The organism is Streptomyces sp. NPDC031418 (assembly GCF_055581605.1).
Map to the genome: position 1 here is coordinate 1 of NZ_JBVIJC010000045.1, position 11,408 is coordinate 11,408.

The 11,408-nt window shown below is 75.0% G+C and carries 10 protein-coding genes and 1 pseudogene; all 11 read right to left on the reverse strand.

The window, feature by feature from the left end; all coding sequences use genetic code 11:
* Nucleotides 1–128: pseudogene (locus ACZ5CZ_RS38470) on the reverse strand (2-oxoacid:ferredoxin oxidoreductase subunit beta); the annotation flags it as partial.
* Complete coding sequence (locus tag ACZ5CZ_RS38475) at nucleotides 112–831, reverse strand: pyridoxamine 5'-phosphate oxidase family protein (protein ID WP_468949485.1); 720 nt, start codon at nucleotides 829–831, stop codon at nucleotides 112–114. The pseudogene ACZ5CZ_RS38470 and the gene ACZ5CZ_RS38475, both read right to left, overlap by 17 nt.
* Before the next feature lie 49 nt (nucleotides 832–880).
* Nucleotides 881–2,287, reverse strand: coding sequence for a lysine N(6)-hydroxylase/L-ornithine N(5)-oxygenase family protein (locus ACZ5CZ_RS38480; RefSeq protein ID WP_468949487.1), 1,407 nt, complete (start codon nucleotides 2,285–2,287; stop codon nucleotides 881–883).
* Between the two features lie 53 nt (nucleotides 2,288–2,340).
* Nucleotides 2,341–4,458 (reverse strand): FAD-dependent oxidoreductase, encoded by a 2,118-nt coding sequence (locus ACZ5CZ_RS38485; RefSeq protein WP_468949489.1) that lies wholly within the window; start codon nucleotides 4,456–4,458, stop codon nucleotides 2,341–2,343.
* Nucleotides 4,451–6,043 carry a methionine--tRNA ligase gene (locus tag ACZ5CZ_RS38490; protein WP_468949491.1) on the reverse strand — a complete coding sequence of 531 codons (1,593 nt, stop codon included), beginning with the start codon at nucleotides 6,041–6,043 and terminating at the stop codon, nucleotides 4,451–4,453. Before ACZ5CZ_RS38490 ends, ACZ5CZ_RS38485 begins: the two co-directional genes overlap by 8 nt.
* Nucleotides 6,040–6,465 (reverse strand): cupin domain-containing protein, encoded by a 426-nt coding sequence (locus ACZ5CZ_RS38495; protein ID WP_385847985.1) that lies wholly within the window; start codon nucleotides 6,463–6,465, stop codon nucleotides 6,040–6,042. The genes ACZ5CZ_RS38490 and ACZ5CZ_RS38495 overlap by 4 nt, the downstream gene beginning before the upstream one ends.
* Nucleotides 6,432–7,304 (reverse strand): dimethylargininase, encoded by an 873-nt coding sequence (gene ddaH / locus ACZ5CZ_RS38500; RefSeq protein ID WP_468949494.1) that lies wholly within the window; start codon nucleotides 7,302–7,304, stop codon nucleotides 6,432–6,434. The genes ACZ5CZ_RS38495 and ddaH overlap by 34 nt, the downstream gene beginning before the upstream one ends.
* Nucleotides 7,305–7,380: 76 nt before the next feature.
* Nucleotides 7,381–8,076 (reverse strand): SDR family oxidoreductase, encoded by a 696-nt coding sequence (locus ACZ5CZ_RS38505; RefSeq protein ID WP_468949496.1) that lies wholly within the window; start codon nucleotides 8,074–8,076, stop codon nucleotides 7,381–7,383.
* 109 nt (nucleotides 8,077–8,185) lie between these two features.
* Nucleotides 8,186–9,220 carry a beta/alpha barrel domain-containing protein gene (locus ACZ5CZ_RS38510; RefSeq protein ID WP_385847981.1) on the reverse strand — a complete coding sequence of 345 codons (1,035 nt, stop codon included), beginning with the start codon at nucleotides 9,218–9,220 and terminating at the stop codon, nucleotides 8,186–8,188.
* 1 nt (nucleotide 9,221) lies between these two features.
* The gene (locus tag ACZ5CZ_RS38515; protein WP_385847980.1) at nucleotides 9,222–10,133 is read right to left on the reverse strand and encodes a dihydrodipicolinate synthase family protein; all 912 of its coding nucleotides are present in this window, start codon (nucleotides 10,131–10,133) and stop codon (nucleotides 9,222–9,224) included.
* 44 nt (nucleotides 10,134–10,177) lie between these two features.
* Nucleotides 10,178–11,236, reverse strand: a complete 1,059-nt coding sequence (locus tag ACZ5CZ_RS38520) for an NAD(P)/FAD-dependent oxidoreductase (RefSeq protein WP_468949498.1) — start codon at nucleotides 11,234–11,236, stop codon at nucleotides 10,178–10,180.
* Nucleotides 11,237–11,408 lie beyond the last annotated feature (172 nt).

An 11,408-nucleotide genomic window follows, 5' to 3' on the forward strand; every position in this document is an offset into this window, starting at 1 on the left:
CCCAGTTCCGGCATGAAGCCCTGCACGGCGGCCAGGATCGCGTAGTCACCGCAGCCCGGGCACCAGCGCACCTCCTGATCCGACTTGAAGTCCTTGGGCCGCAGGGTGAGTTCAGTGGTGGTCGGCATGGATCTCTTCCTCGGGGATGGGCGTTCCATCGGCGGGGGCCCCGGCACGGCTGCCGGCGCGGGCCAGGACATGGGCCGGCGCCTCGGCGTCCGGGCCGAGCAGCGGGTCGGGCACGGGGGTGCCCCAGTGGGTGGTCAGCGGCAGTACGCCCGCCCAGAGGCCGAGCGCGGCATCGGGGCCGTCGCCGTCGTCCGGGGGGCCGGAGCGGGTCTTGACCGAGGCCTCGGTCAGCTCCAGGGCCAGCAGCGCGGTCGCGGCCAGCTCCTTCCGGCTGGGCCGGCGCGCGTAGTCCCACTGCCCGGGCGCGCACCTCTCGGTGAGGGCGCGCAGCCCCCGGAGCTTCTCCTCCGGGTCGGTGACGGCGCGCGGCACGCCGTACACCATCGCGGAGCGGTAGTTGACGCCGTGTTCGAAGACGGACCGGGCCAGCACGATCCCGTCGACGTGGGTGACGGTGACGCAGACGGTCGCGTCCGGCGCCCGCAGCAGGCTGCGGCTCGCCACCGAGCCGTGCAGATAGAGGGTGTCGCCGTCCACGCCGTACACGGTGGGGACGACCATGGGGGTGCCGTCCACGAGCACCCCCAGATGACACAGGAAGCCCGCGCCGAGCACGGCGTCGAGGTCGGCGCGCCGGTGGCTTCCCTTGTGCCGCATCCGGCGCAGTCTGGTGCGTTCGGTCTGCGCCAGCTCAGCGGTCATCGGTCCTCGGTCCTTTCAGCAGGTGGGACAGGGGCGGCGGGCGGCCCGGTCAGGCGGCCGCCGCGGTGGCCGGGGCCTCGGTGGCCGGGGCCGCCGTCGAGGTCCGCCGGGTGCCGGCGGCGCGCCGGGCGACCAGCGAGGCACAGATCTCCCCGGCCCGTACCGCCGCCATGGACAGCAGGTTCGAGGTGATGCCGTGCGTGTGCTCGGTGCCGCCCTGGAGGTAGACGGCGGCGGAGAGGGTGTCCGCGGTGTCGATCCGGTAGTCGCGGTGGACCCGCAGCCGGCCCTCGGCGTCACGCCGGAACGCCGTGCCCAGCTCGCCGAGGAGCCGTACCGGGTCCAGCTCGGTGTAGCCCGTCGCGTACACCACGGCGTCGGCGTCGAGCCGCTCGGTCCGGCCGGTGGCCAGGTCGCGCACCTGGACGGTGACCCCGTCGGCGGACGCGTCCAGCGACTCCACCCGGGAGGCGCCGAGGATGCGCAGCCGCTGCTCGCCGCGGACCTTCTCCTGGTAGGCGCGCCGGTACAGCTCCTGGATGAGGTCGATGTCCACGACGCCGTAGTTGGTGTTGCGGTGGTAGTCCATGAGCATCCCGCGCACGGCGCTGTCCGCCCCGTGGTACAGGTCCACGGCGGCCGGGTCGAAGATGCGGTTGGCGTACGGGCTGTCGTCGGCGGGGCTGTAGCCGTAGCGGGACAGCACCGCGCAGACCTCGGCGCCCGGGTAGCCGGTGTGCAGATGGTCGACGATCTCGGCGGCGCTCTGGCCCGCCCCGACGACGACGAAACGGCGCGGGTCGGACTGCGGGAAGGCGTTCAGCCGGTGCAGGAACTCGCTGGAGTGCCAGACGCGGTCGCCGGAGACCACCCCGTCGGGCAGTCTGGGCACCAGCCCGGTGGCCACGACGAGGTTGCGCGCCCGGTAGGTGACCGTCCCCGAGCCGTCCGCGGCGACGGCCGTGACGTCCAGCTCGCCGGTCCGGCGGCCCTGCCCGGCGGCCGGCCGTACGGCCCGCACCTCGGCGCCGTAGTGGACCATGTGGTCCACGCCGTCGGCGCACCAGCGCAGGTAGTCGTGGAACTCCTCGCGGGAGGGGTAGAGCACCTTGTGGTTGATGAAGTCCACCAGCCGGCCGCGGTCGTGGAGGTAGGGCACGAAGCCGAACCGGCTGCGCGGGTTGCGCAGGGTGGCCAGGTCCTTGAGGAAGGACACCTGCATGGTCGCGCCCTCGAGGAGCATGCCGCGGTGCCAGCCGAAGGCGGGCTGCCGCTCCAGGAAGACGGCGGTCAGCCGGTCCTCGGGGGAGGCCGTCTCGTTGTACTCCTCCACGGCGATGGCCAGGGCGAGGTTGGCCGGACCGAATCCCACGCCGACGATGTCGTAGACGGGCGTGCGCGGATCGGTCGCGGACCGGTCGGTCACGGACGGGTCGGTCGCGGACGGGTGGCTCATGGTTCAACGGCCTCTCGGGTCGGTTCTCGGGTACGTCGGTACGGCGGCCCTCGTCATCCGAGGGCCTCCAGCACATGGGCGGCGACGAGTTCCCCCGCGGCGGGGGCCGTCTTGAATCCGGCGCCGGACCAGCCGGTCGCGAGCACGACGCGGCCGCCGGGGGTCGGCGGGCCGACGAGCGGCCGGCCGTCCCGGGTGAAGAGGTCGACGCCGTGCCGGCCGTGCAGGAACCCGGCCCGGTGCAGCCAGGGCCAGCGGCGGGCGGCCAGTTCCCTGATGTGCTCGGCCTGGGCCGCGGTGACCGTGTCCCCGCCGCCGGGCGCGACGTCCCACTCGTCCACCGGACGGCCGGTCAGATAGCCGCCCGCGGCGGAGCCGCCGTGCTGGGGGCGGCCCCACACCCCGGTGACCAGGTCGCAGACGGTGGGCTGCCGGGCGGCGTCGGGGTGGGCGAAGAAGGCGTACCGGATGCGTTTGGTGCGCGGGCCGGTGTGCGGCACGGGGGCCGACAGCGCGTGCCCGGCGATCCGACCGGTGCCGGCGCCGGTGGCGAGCACCACGGCCCGGGCCCGGACCTCGCCCTGTTCCAGCAGCACGGCCACGCTGTCGGGGTCCCGCTGGTCGATCCGGCGGGCCCGGCCGGCCAGTACGACGGCGTGGTGGGCGGCGGCGCGGTCGCGCAGCGCGAGGGCGGTGACGGGCGGGTCGGCATAGCCTCCGCCGGGCTCCCACACCGCTCCGGCGATGTCGTGCGCGGCCAGTCCGGGGAACCGGGTCCGCAGCTCGCCGGGGTCCAGCAGGTGCGCGGTGACTCCGGCGGCGGTCAGCTCGGCGACGCCCTTCTCCGCCTCGGGCAGGTCGCCCTCGCCGAGCAGCACCAGGGAGCCGGTCCGCCGGAACCCGGTGGGCGGGTGGTCGCCGTCGGTCCCGCCCCAGGCCAGGGCGTGGCTGCGCAGGGCCAGTTCGCGCAGGGCCGGGTCGGGCTCGTAGGCGCGCACCAGTCCGCCGGAGTACCGGGTCGCCGCCGGGTCCGCGGCCGAGGGCGCGGTCATGCCGACGCGCAGTCCCTGCCGGGCCAGCACGTCCGCGGTCGCGGCGCCCACGACTCCGGCGCCGACGACCAGGACGTCGTACACCCGGCCGTGCCGGACCCCGGGGCCGCGGGCGGGGGTGGGGTCCGCGGTGGCCGGGGGCGGGGTCAGCGGTACGACGTCCCAGCCGGGCCCAAAGCGGCCTGTACCGGGGCGGGGCTCGCCCTCGGGGGTGAAGGGGTGGCTCGCGTGGGTGCGCAGCAGGGTGACCAGGGCGGCGCCGCGGGCCTCGGGGCTGTGGGTGAGGGCCGCGCGGGCGGTGCGGAAGGTGTCGTCCACGTAGGCGGCGGGGCCGCCGCGCAGCCGGGCCACCCGGGCGCTGCCCGCCGCGTCCCCGAGCAGCGCGGCGAACTCGTCCACCGCGCAGTCGTCGGTGAAGTAGAAGGTGCCGCCGAAGCCGGCCGCCCGGCGCTCCCGCGCGACCCGGGCCACACCGGCATGCGTCCCGCACACCACCAGCGCGTCGGCCTCCCTCTCGGCCACCAGGGCAACACCGCGTCCCCCGGCTGCCAAGGCAACGGGTTCTCCCCCGGCCGCCAAGGCGTCGGAGTCCGCCCCGGTTGCCGGGGCGGCGGGCCGGCCCCCAGTCGCCGGGCTCTCGTCCTGGGCCCCGGCCCCCAGGACACCGGCGTGGAAGAGCTGGGCCAGGTGGGCGCCGGTGGGGGTGGCGTCGTGGGTGACGGCGAGGCGGTGGTGGCCGGCTCGCCGGGCCGCCGCGCGGATCTCGGTCAGCTGGGCGACGTCGTCCGGGCACCAGCGCAGGGCGGTGCCCGCCGCGTCGGCGAGCAGCCCCGGTGCGGTGGCGAGGGGCAGCAGCACCGGCAGGCCGGCCGCCCGGTAGAGGGGCAGCGCCGCCCGGGCGCCCGCGCTGTTGAAGTGGCCGACGACGAGGGCGTAGCGGCCGTCGGCGACCACCGCCTCGGCGACCGACCGGGCCAGCGCGGTGTCGCCGCGGTCGTCGTGGAAGTCCCACCGGACCGGCCCGTCCGCGTGCGCCGCGGCGCCCTGTTCGAGGAGTTCGCCCCAGGCGGCGCGCGGCCCGGAGAACGGGCCGACGACCGCGGCCCGCACCTCACCCACCGAAGACCGCCCCGGCGGGTACGGCCAGCGGGGTGCCGGGGTCCGGGCCGCGCAGGGCGGCCTCGTCGACACGGCGCCCGGCGGGCAGCCCGAGCAGGTCCGCGAGGCGGCCGGCGCCGTCCGGCAGCACGGGGGCGGCCCACGCGGACAGCGCGGCGGCGACCGCGAGCTGGGCGGCGAGGGCGGACCGGTGGGCGCCGGCGCCGTCCGGGCGCAGCCGCTCATGGCCGTGCACATGGCCGAAGTCGTCGGCGAGGGAGACGATCTCGTCCAGCAGCGCGACGGCGCGGCGGCTGTCGAACCCGGCGACCGAGTAGGCCTCCCGCAGCTCCGCCACGGTCCGCGTCAGCCGGTCGCGCAGCCGCTCCCAGGCCGGGCCCTGCGGGCGCTCGGCGGGTACGGCGCCGCCGCAGTCGTCGGCCACGGCGGTCAGCAGCCGGTGCAGCCAGCCGTCCCACAGCTCGGCGAGCCGGGCGCGGCTGCGCTCCAGCGCGGCGCCGGTGAAGCTGGTCTCGCGGCCGTTGGGCCGGTCGGCGAGCACGTGGTAGCGGAGCACGTCGGCGCTGGTGCGGGCGAGTTCCTCGTGCGCCCAGACGGCGTGCCGGCGGCTGGTGGAGAACTTCAGGCCCTCCAGCCGGTAGAACTCGTTGACCACGAAGGCCCGGGCCAGCGGCGCCCGGTCCGGGTCGGCGGCCAGGAACGCGGCGGGGAACAGCACCGCGTGGAAGTAGCCGTTGTCGAAGCCGAAGAACTGCACGGGGGCGGGGGCCGGCCCGTCGGCGGCGGTCTCCCACTCCCGCAGATAGCCGGGGGCCATCTCGAACCAGACGTAGACCCGCTGGTCCTGGAAGCCCGCGACCGGCACCGGGACGCCCCAGTCGGAGGGGTGGCTGACGGCGATCTCGGGCAGTCCGGCGGCCCGCATCCGCTCGCACAGGGCGCGCAGGTGGGGCGGCATGTCGACCTGCTCCCAGAAGGCGGCGAGCCGCTCCTCGAAGGGGGCGAGCGGGAAGTACAGCCGGGCCTGGTCGCGCAGTTCGGCCGGGGCGCCGCACACCGTGCACTCGGGGTCGGTGAGGTCGGCGCAGTCGTTGGGCCGGCCGCAGGGTTCGCACGCGTTGCCGTTGCTCGCCGCACCGCAGTGCGGGCAGCCGCCCTTGACGTACGCCTCGTAGAGCCAGCGCTCGCAGCCGGTGCAGTACGGCAGCGGCCGGGTCCGGGCGACGATGTGCCCGGCGTCGTACAGCTGCTGGAAGAAGTCCTGGATCCGGGCGGTGTAGCCGGCGTCGCGGCGGGGCCGGACGATCGCGTCGAAGTGGGCGCCGATCTGCCGCCACACCGACTCGATGGACGCGCCGTACCCGTCGGCGACCTCCTCGCCCTTGCGGCCGCCGTCCTTCAGGCCGCGCACCGGCACATAGCTCTGGTGGTCGTCCAGGCCGGTGGTGTAGCGCACCTCGGCGCCCTCGGCGGCGAGGAAGCGGCGCAGCACGTCACCGGCGACGTAGGGGCCGGCGACATGGCCGAGGTGCAGGTCGCCGTTGGGGGTCGGCGGGGTTGCCGTGATCCATTGCGGGGTGTTCATCCGGTGCTTTCCTTCGGCTCGTGCAGCGGCCAGTAGACGGAGACCCAGCGCAGCTCCTCGTCGTACGGGTTGTGCACGACGTGCTCGTGGTTGCGGGGCAGGACGACGAGGTCGCCCGCGGTGCAGGGCGCGTCCTCGCCGGCGAGGGTGACGGTGCCGGACCCGGCGAGGACGATCATCACCTCGTCCTGGTCGTGGCAGTCCGGGGCCGAGCTGGACCCGGCGGGCAGGAAGCAGGCCATGGCGCCGAGCGGCGGTTCGGCGGCGCCCGGCTGCCAGGGGATGAGCCGCTGGCAGGCCATGCCGAACTCCTCGGCGGCGGCGGCCCGGTCGATGCGGATGGTGGTGACGATGGGAGGGTCCTCCTTGTCGGATGCGGGGGTGCCGGTCAGCGGGCGTCGCGCAGCTCCAACGTGCAGCACTTGGCGCCGCCGCCGGCCTTCAGCAGCTCGGGCAGGTCGACGCCGACCGGCTCGAACCCGCGCCGGCGCAGCTGGTCGATGAGCCCGGTCGCGGCGCTGGGCAGCACCACGTGCCGGCCGTCGGAGAAGGCGTTGAGGCCGAACACCTCGGCGTCCTCGGCGGTGGCGAGCACGGCGTCCGGGAACAGCTCGCGCAGCACGGCCCGGCTGCCCGGGGTGAACGCCTCGGGGTAGTACATGACCTCGTCGTCCGAGAGCACGGCGAGCGCGGTGTCCAGGTGGTAGAACCGCGGGTCGACGAGGGTGAGCCCGGTGACCGGGACGCCGAAGTACTCCTGCGCCTCGGCGTGCGAGCGGGGGTCGGTGCGGAATCCGGTGCCGGCCAGCAGGCGGCGGCCGACGAGCAGGTAGTCGCCCTCGCCCTCGTTGATGAACTCGGGCCAGTGCACGTCGGTGTAGCCGTGCTCCTGGAACCAGGCGAGGTAGCCGGGGCCCTCGGCGGTGCGCTGGAGGTGCCGGAAGCGGGCGCCGAGCACCTTGCCGTCGACCACGGTCGCGCCGTTCGCCGCGAAGACCATGTCGGGCAGGCCGGGCAGCGGTTCGATGATCTCGACGGTGTGGCCGAGGTCGAGGTAGGTGTCCCGCAGGCGTTCCCACTGGAGCAGCGCGGTGGCGTTGTCGGACGGTTTCTCGGGCTCCATCCAGGGGTTGATGGAGTAGCTGACCTCGAAGTGCCGGGGCGGGCACATCAGCAGGCGCCGGGGGGTGGCGGTGCGCGGCCGGGAGGCCTGGGCCCGCGGGGTGTGGGCGGGCGGCGCGATGGGTTCCGTGTAGGGCATGGGTGTCGCCTTTCGGGCACGCGAAAGAGCCGACCGTGCCTGGTGAGGCACGACCGGCTCGGAGTCGAGGGGGGTGTCAGACCGTCCGCTGCGGGACGGTCAGGGAGATCTGGTCCCGCTCGGCGGGCAGGTGGTGCAGGAGGTAGTCGGCGGCGTTCTCCGCCCACTCCTCGGGGGTGGGGTAGTGCTGGTGCGTCTCCGGCATGCAGGTGGCGAGCATGCCGGTGTCGATGCCGCCGCCCGGGTCCAGCGCGACCACGCGCACGCCGGGCCGCAGCCGGGCCGCCTCCTCGGCGACAGCGCGGGTAAGTCCCTCCACGGCGAACTTGCTCGCCGTGTACGTGGCCAGCAGGGCGCGCGGGGTGCGGCCCCAGCCGGAGGAGAGGTTGACCAGGGTGCCGCCGTCGGCGAGGCGCGGCAGGAAGGCCCGCACCATCGTGTAGACGCCGACGACGTTGACCCGCAGGACCGCCTCGAACTCGGCCGGCGGCACCTCCCAGAGCGGGGCGGGCCCGGCGGCGAGGCCCGCGTTGGCCACCACCAGGGCGGGGGCGCCCAGTTCGCGCCGGACGCGCTCGGCCCAGGCCTCGACCGCGGCGGCGTCGGTGACGTCCACGCGGTCCAGGACATGGGCGGCGGGGCCGAGTTCGGCGGCGAGACCGGCCAGCGCGGCGGTGTCCCGGCCGCAGCCGGCCACGGGGTGTCCGAGCGCGGCGAAGCGCCGGAGCAGGGCCCGGCCGAGGCCCCGGGTCACACCCGAGACCGCCACCACGGGTCGTCCACCGTCCGCCACGACGTTCCTCCGGTTCCGCGTCGACAAGAGACAGCCGCAGTCTGCCGTACGGGATCCACTGCGGCTACGGCGGTCGGGCGGTGGCCGGTCAGGCGGCGGCGTGGGCCAGGGCGCGGTCGAGGACCGCCGGGGAGAAGCGGGCGGCCGAGGCGTCCGCCAGGTAGGCCAGCGCGGTCAGCTTCGCGTCGGCGGTCAGCGAGGTCCGCTCGTCCAGGCACTGCACATAGGTCGGGTGCACCTCGTACAGCCCGGCCATCGCGAACAGCCCGCTGGCGCCCCAGCGGTACTTGTCCATCAGCGGGTGGAAGTGCCGGACGATCAGCCGCAGCAGCGGCCGGAGCCGGTCCGGGCCGTGCCCGAGGACGCCGAGCAGCTGCTCGATCCGGGTGTTGCCGGCCCCGCGGCCCATGCCGTGCACGGTGCCGTCCACCCAGGTGGCGCCGGTGTCGGCCGCGACGACCGTGTTGTGCAGGGCGTATCCCTGGTTGTCGTGGGCGTGGATGCCCACCGGCGCGTCCTGGCCGGACCGGAAGAGCCGGACCAGCTCGGCCGTGTGCCCGGGGGTGAGGGAGCCCAGCGAGTCGGCGATGTACACCGCCTCCAGCGGGCCCATCCCGGCGACGGCGGCCAGGCACCGGTCGAGCTGACCGGCGTCGGCGAGGCCGATCTGCATCAGGTTGAGGCACACGGCGTAGCCGGCCGCGCGCAGCGAGGCGACCACCTCGCCCGCCTCGGCGGCCCGCTCGAAGTGGACGGCCAGCCGGACGATGTCCACCGGCAGCGAGCCGGGCGCCAGCTTCCGGGTGAGCGCCTCGCCCACCTCGGCGGCGGGCAGCCCGGTGAGGTCGGCGGCGTCCACCATCACGGCGAACCGCAGCCCGTGGTCCGCGGGCAGCGCGTCCCGCAGGTCCGGGGTCAGGCCGTCGGGGAGCCTGCCGTACGGGCCGAAGCGCTGCTCGTCGGCGAAGCGCACATAGCCCAGCTCCACCACGTCGACACCGAGCGCCGGGCAGACGGCGAGGTACTCGCGCACCAGCTCCGCGTCGAAGTTCCAGTTGGTGTAGTAGCCGCCGTCCCGCAGCGTGCAGTCGAGGACGGTGAGGCCGTCCCGGTTCACGTTCATGTCAGAACTCCCGGATGAGGTCGAGGAGGCCGTAGTAGGTGTGCCGGACCTCGGTCCATGTCTCGTCGTCGAGGGTGTACCGGCTCGGGCCGCGCACCTGGGCGGACCTGATCAGCCCGCGCTCCTTCAGCAGCCGCTTGGCGATGGCGAGGTAGTAGTCGGTGCTGTTCATCATGTGGCACATCAGGTACGACAGCGGGTGGCCGATCCGCTCGGCCTCCGCGCGCCGCCCCTGCTCCAGCAGCCGCCACAGCACGACGACGATCTCGGCGATCTCGGTGGCGGGGATGGTGCCGGCGAGGCCGCGGCGGTGGCAGTCGAGCAGCATCATCCCGCCGTCGCCCTCGAAGATCCGGGCCCGGCCGCCGGTGGCGTCGCGCAGCTCGCTGACGCGCGGCGGGGTGGGCTGCGCCTCCGGCTTGAACAGCACCCGGTCCTCGCCGTACTTGTCCAGCAGCCGGGCCTGCGCGGCGACGGTCAGCGGCTGCTTGGCGAGGCTCTTGGCGTGGTGGACGATCACCGGGATGTCCACCGCCTCGACGACCGCGCTGTAGTACTCGACCATGCCGTCGTCGTCCAGCGGGATGGTCGCGGGGTGCATCACCAGCGCGGCGTCCACGCCCGCGTCCTGGGCGTGCCGGGTGTACGCCACGGCGGCCTCGGGGGTCTCGGCGCCCGTGCTCATCACGGAGACACCGCGTCCCTGGGCCGCCTTGGCGCACAGTTCGGCGACCCGCAGCCGCTCCTCGTGGGTCAGCCGCAGCACCTCCGATATCTGGCCGACGACGAAGCCGTCGCAGCCGGCGTCGAACATGTGGTCCGTCTGGGCGAGGAAGCCGTCCTCGTCCACCGCTCCGCCGTCCGTGTAGGGCATGAGGACGACGGGCAGGACGCCCTTGATCTGCTGTGCCATGAAGTCTGTCTTCCGGTTCGGGATCGGGTGGTGGGGCGGAGCCGTCAGCGCCGGGCGGTCAGCCGGGCGGTCTCCTCGGCGGCCCAGGGCGCCATCTTGAAACCGCCGCCGCTGAAGCCGGTGGCCAGCAGCAGACCGGGGTCGTCCGGCAGTCTGCCGACCCGGGCGCGGGGGTCGGGGGCGTAGCACTCGGCGGCGCGCAGCGCGCCCAGCGGCTCGCTGCCGGCCGCCCAGCGAAAGCGTGCGGAACCGGCGGCCACGGCCCGCGCCGACTGGGCGGGGTCGGCGGGTCCGCCGCCGGAGCGGGCGGGCACGCGCTGCCCGGTCGGGTGGCCGAGGAGCATGCCCGCGGTGTCCGGGTCGGGCCGTCCGTTGACGTCGTGGACGTCGTCCATGTAGGCGGGGTGTCCGGTCACCGGGGCGGCCGGGCGGCGCAGTTCGACCTGGATGGCCTGCGCCCACAGGTCGTGCGGCACGCCCCAGGCGTCCAGCAGCCGCGGGGTGTCGGCGCCGGCGGCCAGCACGACGGTGCCGGCGGACAGGTCGCCGGCACCGGTGCGCAGTCCGTGGGTGCGTCCGTCCCGGCGCAGTACGCCCGTCACCTCGACGCCTTCCATGACCCGGCCGCCCTTGGCGCTCCCGGCCCGCAGATAGGCGCGGGTGACGTCCAGCGGGTCCAGGTATCCGGCCTCGGGCTCCCATACGGCGCCGGCGACGGGGGCGCTCAGCAGATGGCCGAAGCGGCGCTCCGCCTGCTCGGGCGTCAGCCACTCCATGGGCGCCCCGGTGCCGCGCCGGACGAGGTCGCGGGCGTAGGCGTGCCGGTCCGGGTGGGGCACGTAGAGGAAGCCGCTCTCGGTGAACGGTACGTCGATCCCGGTGCGGGCGGCGAAGTCGCGGAAGTGGCGCCAGCCGGTCAGGGCCCGCTCCACCAGGACCGGGTCGTCGTGGTAGCAGCGGACGATGCCGCCGCTCCACGCGGTGGTGCCGAGTCCGCAGCGGTCGCGTTCGACCAGCAGCACCCGGGCGCCCCGGTCGGCCAGTTCGTGGAAGACGGCGGCTCCGACGACCCCGCCGCCGACGATCACCACGTCCCAGGTCACAGGAACTCCTTGAGTGCGTCGGCCAGTTGTTCGGCCTTGAACGGCATGCCGTTGACCTGGTTGTAGGAGTGGGCGTGGACGAGGTATTTGGCGCGGATGAGGGTGGCGAGCTGGCCGAGGTTCATCTCGGGGATGACGATGCGCTGGTAGCGGTGGAGGATCTCGCCGAGGT

Coding starts and splice junctions, on each gene's coding strand:
- ddaH (WP_468949494.1), bottom strand. CDS start 7,304: ATGCCCTACACGGAACCCATCGCGCCGCCCGCCCACACCCCGCGGGCC.
- ACZ5CZ_RS38490 (WP_468949491.1), bottom strand. CDS start 6,043: ATGAACACCCCGCAATGGATCACGGCAACCCCGCCGACCCCCAACGGC.
- ACZ5CZ_RS38475 (WP_468949485.1), bottom strand. CDS start 831: ATGACCGCTGAGCTGGCGCAGACCGAACGCACCAGACTGCGCCGGATG.
- ACZ5CZ_RS38515 (WP_385847980.1), bottom strand. CDS start 10,133: ATGGCACAGCAGATCAAGGGCGTCCTGCCCGTCGTCCTCATGCCCTAC.
- ACZ5CZ_RS38480 (WP_468949487.1), bottom strand. CDS start 2,287: ATGAGCCACCCGTCCGCGACCGACCCGTCCGTGACCGACCGGTCCGCG.
- ACZ5CZ_RS38510 (WP_385847981.1), bottom strand. CDS start 9,220: ATGAACGTGAACCGGGACGGCCTCACCGTCCTCGACTGCACGCTGCGG.